This is a genomic window from Acinetobacter sp. AS167 (assembly GCF_037152175.1).
In the GTDB taxonomy this organism is placed as follows: domain Bacteria; phylum Pseudomonadota; class Gammaproteobacteria; order Pseudomonadales; family Moraxellaceae; genus Acinetobacter.
Genome location: NZ_JBBCMP010000015.1, coordinates 25,010 through 41,749, shown reverse-complemented (window position 1 = coordinate 41,749; position 16,740 = coordinate 25,010). Strand labels below are relative to the sequence as shown.

Sequence of the window (16,740 nt, the reverse complement as noted above, 5' to 3'; positions counted from 1 at the left end):
GCTGGCATAGGATTATTGGTTTTATAAAAATCTAAGGTCTTATCCGAATCAGTGAATAACTTATTTATAAATCAGTGGTTCCTGCAAAAAGCGCGATTACATCTGCTTCGGTTAGTTTTTTTGTCTCATTGTTAAAAGCATAAAACTCAGGCTTATTGTCTATAAAAATTTCCATATCGAATTTTATATCTTGAGGCTGTTGATCCAATGCAAATGCATTGATATTGCAATAACTCTGGTCTTTAGTCCGCCAAAATAAATTTGTGCCACAGCAGTTACAAAAGCCTCGCTCGCCCCAATCAGAAGAATTATAAATACTTAAGTGCTCATCTTGAGTAAACTGTAAACTGCCCTGTTCGACATCAATCGTCATAATTACACCGCTCGTTTGTCTTCTGCAAATTGAACAATGACACGCATGAACATCATGATTTTTTAATTCAACCGTAAAAGTTGTTGCCCCACAAACACATTGCCCTTTCATAATGATTTCCTTGTTTTATAAATTTTCCACAAAGATACTACGATGATGTAGTGAAATTATAGTGAAACAGATATTTTTTATCATATCCATGTTTTTTAATTGAAAAGCGAAATGATTCACTCTAAATTAGTCAATACAACAATTTAAATATAATATTTGGAAAAGTATGCGTTATAAAATTATAGATGTTTATCAGCTCCAAAATATTCAACGGTATATTGCAAAGTGCCTAAAGACACAATCACCTCAATTCATTGTGATTGAAACTGATCAGACCTTATGTAAAGAGCTCGATATTATTGATGTCGACTTACAAGCATCGATTGCCACGTGGGCAACGGGTGAAAGAATTGATTTAAAAATCATTCATCAATCCAACCATATTGAAAAATTCTACGATTTTGAACATTAAAAAGATCAACTCAATCGTTCAAATTCAATAAAAAGTTTGACAGTAAATCCCCCAACATCATATTTTACTTTAAGTTCTCTTTTAGAACCCTATATAAAGGATAAATATATGAAACACCCAAAAGAAATGACAGGGCTTGAATTTCTACAAGCAATGGTTGCTGGACAAATTCCTAGAGCATCGATTAGTGAAACCATCCCGATGGATTTACATGAAATTTCGCATGGTCATGCAAGTTTTAAAGTCAAAGCGGACCAACGTCATTTAAATCCTTTAGGCGGCGTACATGGCGGTTTTGCAGCAACAGTTTTAGACTCAGCAACAGGTTGTGCAGTACATACCACCCTAGAAGCAGGCGTAGGTTATGGCACTATCGATTTAAATGTAAAAATGTGCCGCCCTGTACCTCAAAATAAGCAATTATTTGCTATTGGACAGTTGATTAATTTAAGTAAAAGTCTTGCCATTTCTGAAGGGAAATTGGTCGATGAAGATGGCAAATTATATGCACATGCAACAGCGACCTGTATGATTATTCGTACATAATTGACTGCTTAGAGTGCTATTTATATTGAATAGCACTTATTCAGCATTAGCCTTCGGTTCATCAACATACATCTTACCCATCTTCAACTGTTTTAGGCTCTCATCCCATTCCAAATTACGCTTACAATTGATTGCTTCTGCACGGCTAATTTCTGCCATGTTTTGCCCACAGTATCCCCCACCAACGTCAACTTGAACGATAGCTTTGGCTTGATTATTGATAATCTGATAAGAAAATACCGCACTGTTAAAAATTTCTTGTATGGTTTTATGATCTTTAGATTGGTAGATCACCAGCTGATCTCCCCCATGCCCTCTAAATACACCATCTTCAACACACCGAATTGAGTCAGGTTCATAAATATATTCTGGCTGATCATCCCCAATTAAATCCACAACCGTAACAACATCTTTCATATCAACCGCTACAGCTTGCTTACAATGTTTCTGTGCATCTTTTACCTGCTGTATAAGCTCATCAGGATAACTTAACGTTTTAGATTTTCGCTCTATTTTTGCTTCAGTAATAGTTATAGGAATTTCGACTTCAATCTCACTGCTTGCCTTTCCTGTATCAACTTTTGCACTCTCAACTTTGTCATTATCTGCTGCAATCGCAACTTTTTTCGTAGACTCTACTTGAGCTGCATTCTGAGAATTTTGCTGAGAGCAAGCACTTAAGAAAACAAGTCCTGATAAACTCAAAATATTAATGATGTTCAAAATATTTTCCTAAATATAAATAGGGTTTGATGTAAAATTTTATGTAAGGTTTAATAATGGAGTAAGTACTTAATGATATGAGATTTAACTATAAAAATGAAATCAACAAATCTATAAAAAACCGAATAATAACGATTTCTATGCTGATCTAGATTCACCTTTAAAATTTTGACAAATTTACTTTCGCATTTTGCTCAAAATGATTTCTAAAATATTCAGTCTGATACAAAGGTTGCATTTGATAAAAATGCTGTAAAACTTCTGCTCTTTTGACTTTATAGATTTCAGTATCAACCCATGCATATTCTTGTTGAATTTGCTGTTCATATTCTGCAAAACGTTCAGGGGGGCTAGCCAAAATTGCCAAATCGATATCAAGTAAATAATTTAAATCATGTTGATTAGACGGCTGATGTTCTTGTGTTGCAATGATCCATTGAGAAACTTTGTTTAAGACTGATTGCGTTAAAATATTCGTACAATGCTTTTGCATTAAGTAAGCACTTTGTTGTTCATTATCTTTTGCTTGTGGATTATAAACGGCATCATGAAACCAAATTGCCAGCTCAACAGCAATAGGATCATTCAATTGCGCTTTTACTTGATGAAATAACTCAAGGCATTCAACAATATGTTGAACCGTATGATAATGACGTTGTGGCTCAGTATAAGCAGCAACAAGCAACTGCTGTAAAAAAATACACTGCTCTTTTTCGATTGCTATCTGATTCGCAAATTCAGCCCAATACTGATTGAATGGTTTGAGGTAAATTTCTGTTTTAGCTATGATCATATTTATAGAACATCTAAGACTTTATATATTAATACAACATTTTTGGCTGTTATCCCATGTTTGGTGATGAGTTTACACATGAACAAATCACCGAAAGACCAGCAGATCATTACATAGTCAAACCAGCTAATTATTCATATAAGTGATTTCTATCAAGTCATTGATCAAAAATGAAGCTTTTTTTGTGCTTTTGAAGCATAGATGGTGATCCTACCGTGGGGCGGGGGTAAAAGGACGTACCCCTCGCACAACATGAGCAAAAACAAAGCACTGCTTTGTTTGCAGCGCAAGGTTTGGCAATCCCTGCGAAAAGTGAGGCATCGCCTACGCAAAGCTATTTAAACATTAAATGTAAGGTGTGGCAGTGCTATATTTTTATCATCAAATAATTGATTTAATTAAAGATGTGTTTAATTTTGTTTAAATCAAAGCGGTAAATTAGCTTGGTCATAAATATACTATTTTTGAAAAAGAGCTGGCTTAAAGCAAGCCAACTCTCTTTCAATACATTAAACGCTTTAAAAACTCAAGCAACTTGCTCATCACGCTTAAATACCAGTTCACCTTTCAATGAACTCTCGGCGTCAAAATAATAACCATCGGTATTAAAGGATTTAAGATCTTCCATTTTTTTCAATTGATTTTGAATGATGTATCGAGCCATTAAGCCACGCGCTTTTTTAGCATAGAAGCTGATCACCTTATATTTACCATTCTTTTGGTCTAAGAATACTGGTTTAATAATATCAGCCTGAATTTTTGCTTCCTTGACCGATTTATAGTATTCATCAGAAGCAATATTGACCAATAACGTTGAGCCGCTTTGTTGCAAATCCTGATTGATCAAATCGGTAATTCGATCCCCCCAAAATTCATAAAGATTATGACCACGGGTATTGGCAAGTTTTATTCCCATTTCCAAACGATACGGCATCATTAAATCAAGAGGACGTAATAAGCCATATAGGCCAGATAAGCTGCGTAAATGATCTTGCGCAAAATTGAGATCGTCTTGCGACAAACTATATGCATCCAGACCTGTATAAACATCGCCTTTAAATGCAAAAATTGCTTGTCGCGCGTTGGCAAAACTAAAGTCAGCATTCCAGTCACGAAAACGCTCCGCATTGAGATTGGCAATTTTTTCACTGACACTCATCAAACTGGCAATATCTGAAGCGGAGAGTTTACGACTTAGGTCTATAAGCTGTTGAGATTGATCCAGCAGTCTTGGTAGAGTGTGCGTATCGGTCGGGAGTGCTGACTGGTAATCGAGCGTCTTAGCAGGGGAAATTAAGGCGAGCATGGTCTTCCTGATCAAAAAATAACTAATCAAACTATAACAGTCGGGATATTTTAATTCCAATTCATGTTTTCTGTGAACAGAATCGGTAAACTATCGCACTTCCCTGCTTATGATCGTTTAAATTATGTCCGAACAACTGTTCATTCAAGGTTCGGTTGGCAAAATTGAAGTTTTTGTTGACTATCCTGTGGGCGAAGTAAAAGGTTTTGCTGTCGTTTGTCATCCTCACCCACTGCAAGGTGGTACACCTCAACATAAAGTTCCTGCTTTACTTGCACAAATCCTCTCTGAACAGGGTTGTGTGGTCTATCGCCCAAGTTTTCGTGGTTCTGGACAAAGCGATGGAATCCATGACGAAGGCTTTGCTGAAACTGAAGATATTCTAGAGGTCATTAGATACGTTAGACAATTACACAAAAGTCTACCTTTCTACGTTGGCGGTTTTAGTTTTGGTGCACATGTAATGGCAAAAGCCTATCATGCGCTACCTGATGAAATTAAACCGCAACAAGTGATCTTATGTGGTTTACCAACATCCACTGTAGATGGTCTGCGTCATTATGTTACCCCAGCCATTAAAGGCGATATCCTGTTTGTACATGGTGAAGCAGATCCGACGACTAAACTCTCTGATTTGCTTGAATGGGCAAAACCTCAGCGCCATTTAATTACAGTATTGCCAGGCGCAAACCATTTCTTTACAGGTTATTTAAAGCAGTTAAGAATCGCAATTTCGCGTTTTCTTCTTGTGCCATAAATCTGAATTTAAAAAGAATTCTAGGATAAATAAGGTGAATGAGTCACTTTATTTATCCGTTCACATCATCCCAACTCAAACCAAATTTCGCCAAATACTTTTTCACGCGATCACTGTCGTTGGTGGTTTGTCTTTGCTCGCGAGATACAGAAAATAAACGCCGTCCAGCATCGGCCATGGATTTCGATTTTTGGCAAACCTCAATCACCCCCTGCAATTGAATACGATCAAACTCATCAATCTGCGCCACTTGTTCAGCACTTAAAATTTTCATCAGTGACGATTGCGTTAAAGTATCTTTATTTTCAGCAATATTCCAAATTTGTTGTAGTCGGCCAATCTCAGCATTTACTTCATGTAAACCAATACGCTCACCATTGGCTAAAGTCGCCATACGTGTCACGCTTGCAGTTAAATCACGAAAATTCCCTTGCCAACTGGCGTCTAAAGATTGCGCAAATTTTAAATATTTTTCTAAGGCGTCGGTATGAAAACGCAACTGCCGTTGATGCGCAACAGCAAAACGTTGTAATTCAAAGGTGATATTCGGTTCAATATCTTCTACGCGATCTTTTAAGCTCGGTAAAAAGAAGGTCCATGTATTTAAGCGAGCCCATAGATCTTCACGGAACCGCCCTGCACGGACTTCCTCACGTAAATCTCGATTGGTTCCTGCAATCAACTGAAAGTCAGCCTGAACCTCTTTATCACTTCCTACAGGAAAGAATGACTTATCCTCCAAGGCCTTGAGCAACATGGCTTGCTCATCCAACCCTAGCTCGCCGATTTCATCGAGGAATAAAATGCCATTATCCGCACTTTTCAAATAACCCGTACGTGCTGCAATAGCGCCTGTAAATGCACCTTTACTATGACCAAATAATGTCGACATCGCACTATCACCAACCAGTGTTGCGCAGTTCACATCAATAAAGCGTCCTGAAAAATGAAATTTTTCCTTTTTCAATTGATAAATTTGCTTGGCTAAATGCGACTTACCAACCCCTGTTGCACCCATAATCAAAATTGGCGCACTTGAGCGTGTTGCAACCAATTCCACTTCTTGAATCATTTGATTAAAGTTTTGGTTCTTCGTGGCAATATTGGCTTTTAACTGCTGCCAATTTTCAGATTGTTCATGTTCAAACCGCTGGGTTAATGCCGCATATCGAGATAAATCTAAATCTATAATCCGATATTCACCCTCGGGTTGTTGTTTACCTGTAGGTGCACTTTGAATGAGTTTGGCTGGTAAATAATGCGCATCAACCAATAAATACCAACATATTTGCGCAACATGAGTACCTGTGGTGATATGTAATAAATAATGATTGTTCTCAGTATCAAAAGAATATGATTTTACAAAGTCATATAATGCACCATACATATCTGAAAAATCCCAGGGATCACGGATATTCATCTTATGGCCAGTAATTTGGGTTTGCGGTGAAATTTCTAAAGCATCTTGTCGCAAATGATCAATTAAGCTGACATTTCGGCGATCATGCAATAAAACCAGCTCATCAACCACTAAATCTTCATGCATCAACAAACTCATGGTGGGACGCCAGCGTTGCCAGCGATCAAGTTTTTTCCCTTGATCTAAAGTTGAACCCACAAAACCAATCACGACTGTTTTTTTAAATTTTTGCATATTTCTATAAATCTATAAAATTTTATATATCTTGCTTAAAGCATAGTTTTATTTTGTCAAAAATCAAATACTGTTTATACCGTCATTTTTAATATTTTAAAAATCTCAGTTTCTCTTTTGAATATAATGCGACTATACTATTGATGTACAAAGCTTTTACTCACTTCTCCCATCACCGTCTGATTCGACACTTTTTGATGGAATCCACCCTGCTTTGTTGTAAAAACAATCATAGAAAACATTTTAAATATTCAATAGGTTTTAATTCCTCATGTTACAGTTTACATTCTTAGGGACATCCTCTGGTGTGCCCACATTAACACGCAATGTGTCAGGTTTAGCGATTCATTATTGCAAAAGCAAAGACTGGATATTGGTTGATGCAGGCGAAGGTACACAGCATCGTATTCAACAAGCAAAACTCTCTTTACAACATTTAAAAGCCATTTGCATTACGCATGTACACGGCGATCATTGTTATGGCTTGATGGGTTTACTGGCAAGTGCTGGTATGAATGCACGTAAAGATCCAATCACGCTGATTGCACCCAAAGAAATTCAGCAATGGTTAGAAGTTACCTGTCAATTCACTGAACTTTTTCTGCCTTATCCAATACATTTTATCGATGTAAATACTTTGACGAATCCCTTTCAATTGGATGAGCATATTTCCATTAACGTTCATCACTTACACCACCGTGTGACAAGTTATGCTTATGGCTTTAAAGCGACACAAACTCAGCGCAAACTCAATGTTGAGGTTTTAAATCAACTCAAAATTCCAAAAGGTAAACTATGGGGTGATCTACAACAAGGTCAAAATATTGAGTGGAATGGGCAGTCCGTCTTAAGTCAAGATGTTCTCATTCAAAACACTCAAAGTGTTTATGCCATTGTCGGTGGAGATAACGATCAGCCAGAATTACTATCGAACGCTTGTCAGGATGCAGCACTGCTGATTCATGAAACAACCTATACTCAATCGATATTAGACAAAGTAGGCGCAGGCCCAATGCACAGTTCTGCGAAAATGGTCGCTGAGTTTGCAGAATCGATTCAGCTATCCAATTTAATTGCAACGCATCTCAGTGCCCGTTACCACGATGCACAAGGTGTGCAAAGCATTGGTAATGAAATTGCCCAGTACTATCATGGCAATTTTTACATTGCTGATGATTTTGATCAGTATGAACTAAATATGCATGGCGAATTAACACAGTTTCGCACTGGGAAACCCAGGGAAAAGTAATTTTCCCAACTTCAATTTAACGCTATGCAATATTATTGAATCATAGATGGTCGTTCTATCGTGTGGAGATATGGATATCGCCCATTGTGTAGGAACGCTGGGTACAGGATCTATCCCTCGCCCAACATGAGCAAAACAAAGCTCAGCTTTGTTTGCAGCGCAAGGTTTGGCCTCATCTTCAAAAGGTGTGGCAGTGTAAGCTTTTTATATTCAAATAGTTTATTCCGCCATGCAATTAATTTAATTAAAAATATGAATTAAAAAAAACATCTTTTTGTGCCTGAGTTTTTAATAGGTTGACTATATCCCAACTAACTTTGCTTTTAGCTGGAGTTAGTGTCCTTTTTTATTTGCACAACATTAGGCTCATTGATTTTTATTTTAAAAATAGAAATAAAGATAAAAATCTATAAATAAAGATATTTTATTTTATACCTTTTAAATTTAAAAACAAATAACCACTGAACTTTTAAATTTTTAAACTTATAAAATCAGCCACTTAAAAATAAAATTTCATTCCAAAACAAAACTTGGCACACTCTCTGCAATATCTATCTCAAGAAATTAAAAAATCACTTGAGGATGCTGTCATGGCGAACAAGACAATTTTTGCCTCTAAACAACAGGCAAAACCAAAAACCATTGAATACAACGAAGCTGGTGGTCGCGCATATAAATTAAAATCTCGTGCCGCATTAGCGCAGCTTGCTGCAACAGGTACACTGAATCAGACCTTTTATCAAAATGCACAAGTGCAACTTGATAATATTCTAAACCTAGCGCTTGAAGTAGAGCCTGAATTTGTGGCTAAAACTGCAATTTATGCACGCCAAAAGGCACATATGAAAGATACACCTGTAGTGTTATTGGCTTTACTTTCTGAACTTGATGCAGAATTATTTAAGCAAGTTTTTCCTTTGATTATTGATAATGGAAAACAGTTGAGAAATTTTGTTCAAATCATGCGCTCTGGAATGATTGGTCGTAAGTCATTAGGTTCATTACCGAAACGTATGGTCAATAAATGGATTCTTTCAGCATCGGATCAACAATTGATTGCGGCCAATATTGGAAACAGCCCTTCACTTGCCGATGTGTTAAAAATGACTCATCCAAAACCAAAGACAGTTCAACACGATGCTTTTTTTGCCTATGTCTTAGGAAAAGAATACCAACTTGTCCAATTACCGACTCAAGTGCAGGCATTGGAAGAGTTTCGATTGGGAACAGCAACACAAGTACCTAAAGTACCGATGCAGCTTCTAACCAATTTAAATTTGAATGCGAAACAATGGGCCGAAATTGCAAAAAATGGTTCTTGGCAAATGCTACGTATGAACTTAAATACCTTCTTACGCCATGATGTTTTTAAAATCAAAGGAATGACAAAAATCATTGCCGATAAATTGATGGATGAGCAAGCCATAGCCAAAAGTCGAGTATTTCCATATCAATTGATAATGGCTTGGTCAGCACTTGCAGAGGATATGCCACATGAAATTGCCAATGCGCTAAAGTTTGCTATGCAGCGTGCCATCGCCAATGTACCGAAACTTGAAGGAAATGTGGTGATTGCGATTGATGTTTCCGGTTCGATGTCAAGTTCTGTGACAGGTTATCGTCAGGGTGCAACCTCTCAGTTACGTTGCGTAGATGCTGCTGCATTATTTGCTAGTGCATTTAAATATGTAAATCCAAATATTCGTTTGATGCCGTTTGATACTGAAGTTCGTCAATTATCCAATTTCAGCAAAGTACAGGAATATTTAAAACGAAAACATTTTGGAAAACAGCAAAATTCAGAAATTGATATTTTTGGTTTGGCTAAAAAGTTTGCCAGCATGTGTGGTGGAGGAACTGATTGCTCTAAGCCTTTGGAACTGTTAGTGAAAGAAAATGCCAAAGTTGATATGGTAATTTTCTTCTCTGATAATGAATCATGGGCAGATCAAGTTCCAAGATCACACCGAAAAACCGGGATGATGCATTATTGGAAACAGCTAAAACAGCATAACCCAGATGCAAAACTGGTGTGTGTTGATCTGCAACCCTATACCACTACGCAAATGCCTGAACATAGCGATGTGATGAATGTCGGTGGGTTTTCCGATACGGTATTTCAACTGATTGAAAGTTTTGCCAAAAATGAAATGCATGCAGATCATTGGGTAAACGAAATTGAAAAAATAGATATTACACAAACTCAGCTTTATGCAAGTTGAATGTATAAACAAATTTGATCGAGTCTCTTCAAGTGTTTACATTTAACAATGTCCACACTTGATAAGACTGGGTTAGATAAAAAGCACAAATGCCATAGGAACTACATTTCAAGATTATGCTGTTTCTATATTTAATTGTTGTGCTAAGTAAGAAATTGCCAAATGCAGATAGAACTACATTACTTTGAATAATTGATGTTTTATCGACACCTTTGTTGGCAAAATACATCGCATAAAATGCGTTAAGGACTACATCTTTAATGCGTAGGTCGGTGGTTCAAATCCACCCTTTTCACGCTTTTGCAAGTTTGAAAAGTAGCTCAGTTGGATAGAGCAACGAAACGTCTTTAACATTTTGTTTATGCAAAGCAGTAAAAGAATCAAATGCTTCAAGGACTACATCTTAAAATTGACGTCATCGGTGGTTCGAATCCACCCCATCATTTCGATGATGGTCGCCAAGCGGTAAGGCACGAACGTCTTTGAAAAACTTGTTGATTCACTTGTAGGGCAGTATATGAAAATATACTGGGGTCATCAGTCCATCAAATACGCATAGGACTACATTAGAATTCACAGATCAGAGGTTAGATTCCTCTGCTGTATATACATACAGTCGCTTAAAGCAAAAGCGGTGAATTGTTTGTCTTATAATCAAATTTGTTGATGGGCTTTGACCTATGTTTAAACGATCAAATGCCTGTTGGATTACATCACGATCTCACGCACAGTATTTCGGGTACTGCACATATCCAACACCAACTTTTTTGATCTTGTATAAGCAATAATGAAAGTAGATCAAATGCTTTGAGGACTACATTACGCGTTTGTCGGTGCTTCGATACCACCCTGTATAACAAGATACAGTAGCTCAGTTGGTAGAGCCACGACTGTCTTCAGCCTTTTGTTGATGTACTCTCATTATAATAAATAGATTTACACGATAAGCAGTCACGAATATAAATTGGATTACATGGTAACGCCTTAGTGCAGGGTTTAAACCCTCCTATCGTGTTCACTCACAATATCCAATCTTAACGTTTGTGGCTGCTTTTCTTTTTAAACTTATCATGTTTAAAAGCGATGCTTGTGAATCAACAAAAAATTTGCTAGCTTGGAGTCCAACTTAAAACCAAAGACAGGTGTCAGTCTGTAAAACGCAAATCATGTCTATACAAGTTATTGTTGACGATAACAATCTTGATCTTGCTTTAGAGAAACTAAGAGTCAAAAAGTACTATTTAGAAACTAACCACTGGTATAAGAAATGCCAGAACTATCATGAAAAACCGCCAAGTAAAAGTCGTAAAAAAAGCGAACTGAAACTTTTACATGGGCATAGTCAAATCCTAGAAGATGATCCTCTCGCACTGAGGTTAAAAATCCATATCGAAGAACATTATCAACCAACTGATGATAATACGATATGGGATATGAACAAAAATTAAGATTCACAAATTTCATCAAATCTAGTTTGGGAGAAGAAATTCTCCCAAACTAGATTTCATACTATAATCTGTAACATGATAAATATCCTGAATAATAACAATGCGTACTTGGTTTGCTTTCCTCTTATTTCCTTTAGTAATTTTTATATTCTTATTTTTCTTCTACGTCATTTTTTTGCTTTCACTCACTTTGGGTTGCGGTTTCCAGCAAGAAGATATCCCAACCTGCTCAAAAATTTATTATTTTTCAATTATATCAACATTCCCAATAGCTATTTGGCTCGGCTATTTTACAACTAAATTTGCACCACATTGCGGAAGATATTTCCTTAGTAGTATTTATAGCCTAATATTTTCAATCACTTTATTTGCCTATTTACAAGGCTCTAAAATAAGCCTCATCTTTTCAATTGGTTTTAGCCTACTTTTCTTATTATGTCTAGGAATTGGTTGTTTTATATTTCATTTAAAATATAAAAATAGATAAATTACTATCTAAAATAATATTTAAATTAGCATAGTTTTTTTAAAATATACATTTTAAATAAAATTTAAATTTATCTATTTATTAAAAATCAATATCTTATAAACCAAAATCAATTAAAAAACAAAGTTGGCACACTCTCTGCAATATATAGAGCATACATCATGAGATGTATATAAATATCACCTGCCTGCAACCGCTTGGCAGGCAGGTTTTGAAAAGGATCAAAGCAATGACGATGTTAGTCACAGAACAAATCGAAAAACAAACTTCCTTAGCGCAGGAACGTACTTATAACGTAATTCAGGATGCTAAAGGTGTTCCTATAAAAATGTGGACCAAAGGTGTCCCTGTCGATGAGAAATCGAAAGACCAATTATTAAAAACAGCACAAATGCCTTTTATTTATAAATGGATGGCAGTAATGCCAGATGTACATGTAGGAATCGGAGCAACGATTGGAAGTGTAATTCCAACCAAAGGCGCAATCATCCCTGCTGCGGTCGGTGTAGATATTGGCTGTGGAATGATGGCTGCACGTACTTCGCTAAGCGCATCAGATTTACCAGATAACTTATACGCACTGCGTACCGAACTTGAACGTTTAATTCCGCATGGTATGACCAAAGGTCGTGGTCGTCGTGACCAAGGTTCATGGGATACACCTACTGCACGTGTTGATCAGGCTTGGGCTGAGTTGGTGACTGATTTTGAATATATCTGTGCCAAGCATCCCCGTTTGAAAAATACCAACAACCATAAACAGTTGGGTACTTTGGGAACAGGAAACCATTTTGTTGAAGTCTGTTTAGATGAGCATCAACAAGTATGGATTATGTTGCACTCAGGTTCTCGTGGTGTTGGAAATGCGATTGGTAACCACTTTATTGAGCTTGCACGTAAAGATATGCAAAAGCACTTTATTAATCTGCCTGATAAAGATTTAGCTTATTTAGTGGAAGGGACTGAACACTTTGATGATTATTGGTTTGCAGTGGGTTGGGCACAACGATTTGCCATGAAAAACCGTGAGTTAATGATGGAAGCAGCGGTTCAAGCTTTACGAATCATCATCAACAAACCATTTAATGCCAAAGTTGAAGCCGTTAATTGCCACCATAATTATGTGGATAAAGAAGAACACTTTGGTCAGGAAGTACTGGTAACACGTAAAGGTGCTGTACGTGCCCGTTTGGGTGAGTATGGAATTATTCCGGGTTCAATGGGTACCAAGTCTTTTATTGTCAAAGGTAAGGGAAATCAGGAGTCTTTCTGTTCATGTTCGCATGGGGCTGGTCGTGTACATAGCCGTACTGCGGCAAAAAAGTTGTTTACTGTGGAAGATCAGATTGAACAAACCAAAGGTGTGGAATGCCGTAAAGATGCAGCCGTGATTGATGAGATTCCATCTGCGTATAAGCCAATTGAAGATGTGATGAAAGCACAAAGTGATTTGGTGGAAGTGGTTTATACCTTAAGTCAGGTTGTTTGTGTAAAGGGATAATATAGTGATAACCAACATCTCCAATCCGAGCATAACTGAAATTCGAGCATGGGCATTTTCGGATACATATCTGCCTACGACTGAATGGGATTTATACTTGGTCTGGAAAGATGAATTATTACTTTTTTTGGAACTCGCAGTAGACCACAAATGCAATAAGCAGAATTATTTTAAGTATCTGCTTTACTATATGGTTGCTTATCAATTTAAAAGATTAAGTGATCCCTTTAAAAAAACTTTGGTTTTACAACGGTATTTGAGTGAGTCCAAACAGATAAAGCATGGAGATATTTGTATCTGGAGAAATGAGATTATAGCCTTACAACGAAATATTCACTCTTTTTCATATGATGTATGGATTGAAAAAGGACTTATATATCATAAAGCTTTTGTCTTTCACAAATTCCTCCTAATTGAATGTGAGTAATGCCAATGGATCGCTCTAAACAAATCAAGATCAGTCATTACGATCTTTTGGCTAATCAAGCAATCCATCTTGAATTACCACAAGAGCCATACATTGTTGTGCTAGCAATACATAACAACAATGTAACTAATGATTGGCGCAATCAATGCAGTGATTGGATTGTAAAATCTAAACAATGCTATTGGGCTTTAGCTTGGAGCCATGAATGTTCAATTTGGGATGATGCATTGGATTATTCTTATTTAGAATTTTGTAATTATGATCTACCTAAAGACGATGATTATAATTTCATGACCACTTGGCATGAAAATCAAACTTTAGAAGATGTTATCGAATTTGCCGGATCAATCCCAATTGATACTTTACCCCAGCAAACTTTATATGAAATCGTTGTGTTAAATATTTATTGACTATTAAAAGCGATAAGGAAAATAAAATGAAACTTGCAGAAGCACTTTTATTACGAAGCGATCAACAAAAGAAACTCGCTTCATTAAAACAACGTATCAATGCAAACGTATTGGTACAAGACGGTGATGAGCCATCCGAGGATCCAAATGAGTTATTAAAGCAAGTATTTGCATTAACTCAAGAATCCCAAAAACTTGTTTATGCCATTCATCAAACCAATGCTTTGGCAAAATTAACAGATGGTCGTTCATTATTGGCTTTACTTACTCAACGTGATGAGCTTGTAGAGCGTCATAAAATTTTAACGTCTGCTATCAGCAATACACAACGTGAGCCTGATCGCTATAGTACACGTGAAATCAAATGGCATAAGGTCATTCGAGTATCATCATTGCAAAAACAATCCGATGATATTAGTGCCAAATTACGCGACTTGAATGTATTGATACAAGCCACCAATTGGCAAGTTGATTTACTTGACGTTTAAAGCCATCATTTAAAAGCTTTGATAGGGCTTACCCTATCAGATCTCGAAATATATTGGGCGAGTACAAGATCTAAGGCTGCATAGATTGAAATAAAAGTCAGCATCATTTTTGGGTAATGACAGCGAAGCGGATTTAGAGCGGAAACGCACTAATCAAATCCATCACCTATCAGCACTTAAACCTTTGTGAATCAGAGTGACTATTTACACAGCATTACCACGTACTGACAATATATTTGACCTTTTCTCAAGTGATTCGTCATTTGAGATCACCCGAACATACTGGGCGAGTGCAAGATCCCCTACCTCCACAACACAGGATTGAAAATAAGGTGTAGTGGCTTGATGAGCGAGCGGGTTAGCTTAAAACTTTAAGCACAAATCAACCCATCACTACGTACAAGGCCAACCTTTGTGAAAACAAAGTTACAATGCACCGAGCATCACCATGCACTGACAGTATGTTCACCCCTTTTAGGAATTTTAATGAATTACCCTTGTTCTTGTTGTCATCATTACACTAAAGATTAGCCTCTAGGTAATTTTGACTTTGAGATTTGTCCAATTTGTTTTTGGGAAGACAATCCTGTACAAAATATTCATCCGAATTCAAAAAGTGGCGCAAATGCAATCTCATTAGTAGAAGCACAAGATAATTATCAATAGAGTTTAAGTGAATTACGATTTTTAAAACATGTTCGAAAACCGAATGATTTAGAAAAAAATGATGAAGAACAAAATGAACACATTAGTAAAAAATAAAACCATCCAAATTGATGGCTCACAAGGCGAAGGTGGAGGGCAAATTTTAAGAACTGCCCTTTCATTGTCTATGTTAACGGGTATTCCATTTGAGCTTGTGAATATTCGTGCAGGGCGCAAAAAGCCGGGCTTAATGCGACAGCATTTAGTCTGTGTACAAGCATCACAACGCATCAGTAATGCCATTGTGGAAGGTGCTGAACTACATTCACAAAAATTATATTTTCAGCCCCAACAAGTTCAGGCAGGTAAATATGATTTTCATATTGGTTCAGCGGGTAGCACAGTATTGGTTTTACAAACACTACTGCCTGCACTGATGATGCAAAATGAAATCAGTCAAATCAGTATCCACGGCGGAACACATAATCCAATGGCACCGACTGCAGATTTCATAGAGTCTTGTTTTCTACCTGCTCTTCATAAAATTGGAATAAAGGTTGATTTTGAATGTGAACGTGCTGGTTTCTTTCCAATTGGTGCGGGTCAAATCAATATTACAACTTATCCTTGGATAGATAAGCTTGAATATTCAGTATTAAATAAAGGCAAATTACTGGAAATACGTGGCTATGCCGCTGCCTTAAATATTCAACAGAATATTGCGGATCGTGAACTGGAAGTCTTACATAACAAATTGAGCTTAAGCCAACGTAATAGACTAAATTTTCAAGGGATTAGTCAAGGGAATACAGCTTTTGTGGTGTTAAATTACCAACACCATCAACAAGTATTTTCTGCGTTAGGTGAAATGAAGAAAAGTGCAGAAAAAGTAGCGCATGATTTAGCCAAAGAAGTTAAATCCTTTTTAGCTTGCGATGCTGTGGCTGACGAATATCTAGCAGACCAACTTTTATTACCTTTAGCTTTAGGTAAAGGTGGTGAGTTTACTGCTCAAGTTGTCAGTGAACACACCTCGACACAAGCTGAAATGATTCAAAAATTCTTAGATTGTGAAATTCACTTTGAAGCAATCAATGATATTTTTAAGGTGAGTGTCAGCACATAAGCTTCAGCTATGCTAAATCCAGTTTACAAGCTCATCAATGGCTTATCTTTATGTGCCAATTC

General features: G+C 36.8%; 16 protein-coding genes. 11 read left to right on the top strand and 5 right to left on the bottom strand.

Translation table 11 applies throughout. The features are described 5' to 3' along the window. Positions 1-64: 64 nt before the first annotated feature. Positions 65-484 (bottom strand): GFA family protein, encoded by a 420-nt coding sequence (locus tag WFN33_RS18135; protein ID WP_004719283.1) that lies wholly within the window; start codon positions 482-484, stop codon positions 65-67. A 166-nt stretch (positions 485-650) separates the two neighbouring features. On the opposite strand from WFN33_RS18135, the gene WFN33_RS18130 reads away from it, so the two are divergent. Both WFN33_RS18130 and WFN33_RS18125 read left to right on the top strand, forming a co-directional pair. Further along, positions 651-896 (top strand): hypothetical protein, encoded by a 246-nt coding sequence (locus tag WFN33_RS18130; protein WP_336954427.1) that lies wholly within the window; start codon positions 651-653, stop codon positions 894-896. Positions 897-1,004: 108 nt separating this feature from the next. Next, positions 1,005-1,442 (top strand): PaaI family thioesterase, encoded by a 438-nt coding sequence (locus tag WFN33_RS18125; RefSeq protein WP_004719280.1) that lies wholly within the window; start codon positions 1,005-1,007, stop codon positions 1,440-1,442. Positions 1,443-1,478: 36 nt separating this feature from the next. Here WFN33_RS18125 and WFN33_RS18120 read toward each other — a convergent pair whose 3' ends face one another. From WFN33_RS18120 to yaaA, 3 genes are all read right to left on the bottom strand, one after another. Beyond that, on the bottom strand, positions 1,479-2,165 hold the full coding sequence (locus tag WFN33_RS18120) for a hypothetical protein (protein ID WP_336954426.1): 687 nt from the start codon (positions 2,163-2,165) through the stop codon (positions 1,479-1,481). Between the two features lie 160 nt (positions 2,166-2,325). Further along, positions 2,326-2,958 carry an HD domain-containing protein gene (locus WFN33_RS18115; RefSeq protein ID WP_336954425.1) on the bottom strand — a complete coding sequence of 211 codons (633 nt, stop codon included), beginning with the start codon at positions 2,956-2,958 and terminating at the stop codon, positions 2,326-2,328. A 526-nt stretch (positions 2,959-3,484) separates the two neighbouring features. After that, positions 3,485-4,264, bottom strand: a complete 780-nt coding sequence (gene yaaA, locus WFN33_RS18110; RefSeq protein ID WP_336954424.1) for a peroxide stress protein YaaA — start codon at positions 4,262-4,264, stop codon at positions 3,485-3,487. A gap of 124 nt (positions 4,265-4,388) precedes the next feature. Here yaaA and WFN33_RS18105 point away from each other — a divergent pair, with 124 nt between their 5' ends. Further along, entirely contained in the window at positions 4,389-5,021 is a 633-nt protein-coding gene (locus WFN33_RS18105; protein ID WP_336954423.1) for an alpha/beta hydrolase, read from the top strand. A gap of 52 nt (positions 5,022-5,073) precedes the next feature. Here WFN33_RS18105 and rtcR read toward each other — a convergent pair whose 3' ends face one another. After that, on the bottom strand, positions 5,074-6,675 hold the full coding sequence (gene rtcR, locus WFN33_RS18100; RefSeq protein ID WP_336954422.1) for an RNA repair transcriptional activator RtcR: 1,602 nt from the start codon (positions 6,673-6,675) through the stop codon (positions 5,074-5,076). 271 nt (positions 6,676-6,946) lie between these two features. Between rtcR and WFN33_RS18095 the strand changes: the two genes are divergently transcribed. The 8 genes from WFN33_RS18095 to rtcA all read left to right on the top strand — a co-directional run bounded on the left by WFN33_RS18095 (position 6,947) and on the right by rtcA (position 16,678). Next, positions 6,947-7,924, top strand: a complete 978-nt coding sequence (locus WFN33_RS18095; RefSeq protein ID WP_336954421.1) for a ribonuclease Z — start codon at positions 6,947-6,949, stop codon at positions 7,922-7,924. A gap of 590 nt (positions 7,925-8,514) precedes the next feature. Beyond that, positions 8,515-10,146, top strand: coding sequence for a TROVE domain-containing protein (locus WFN33_RS18090; protein WP_336954420.1), 1,632 nt, complete (start codon positions 8,515-8,517; stop codon positions 10,144-10,146). Positions 10,147-11,312: 1,166 nt separating this feature from the next. Further along, positions 11,313-11,594, top strand: a complete 282-nt coding sequence (locus WFN33_RS18085) for a hypothetical protein (protein WP_224963817.1) — start codon at positions 11,313-11,315, stop codon at positions 11,592-11,594. A 722-nt stretch (positions 11,595-12,316) separates the two neighbouring features. Continuing rightward, on the top strand, positions 12,317-13,582 hold the full coding sequence (locus WFN33_RS18080; RefSeq protein ID WP_336954481.1) for an RtcB family protein: 1,266 nt from the start codon (positions 12,317-12,319) through the stop codon (positions 13,580-13,582). 432 nt (positions 13,583-14,014) lie between these two features. Continuing rightward, positions 14,015-14,419: a DUF7684 family protein gene (locus WFN33_RS18075; RefSeq protein WP_336954419.1), complete on the top strand. Its 405-nt coding sequence runs from the start codon at positions 14,015-14,017 to the stop codon at positions 14,417-14,419. Between the two features lie 26 nt (positions 14,420-14,445). Further along, positions 14,446-14,907: a DIP1984 family protein gene (locus WFN33_RS18070; RefSeq protein ID WP_336954417.1), complete on the top strand. Its 462-nt coding sequence runs from the start codon at positions 14,446-14,448 to the stop codon at positions 14,905-14,907. Positions 14,908-15,462: 555 nt separating this feature from the next. Continuing rightward, entirely contained in the window at positions 15,463-15,573 is a 111-nt protein-coding gene (locus tag WFN33_RS18065; protein ID WP_336954480.1) for a CPCC family cysteine-rich protein, read from the top strand. A gap of 73 nt (positions 15,574-15,646) precedes the next feature. Next, complete coding sequence (gene rtcA, locus WFN33_RS18060; RefSeq protein WP_336954416.1) at positions 15,647-16,678, top strand: RNA 3'-terminal phosphate cyclase; 1,032 nt, start codon at positions 15,647-15,649, stop codon at positions 16,676-16,678. The last annotated feature ends 62 nt before the right edge of the window (positions 16,679-16,740 follow it).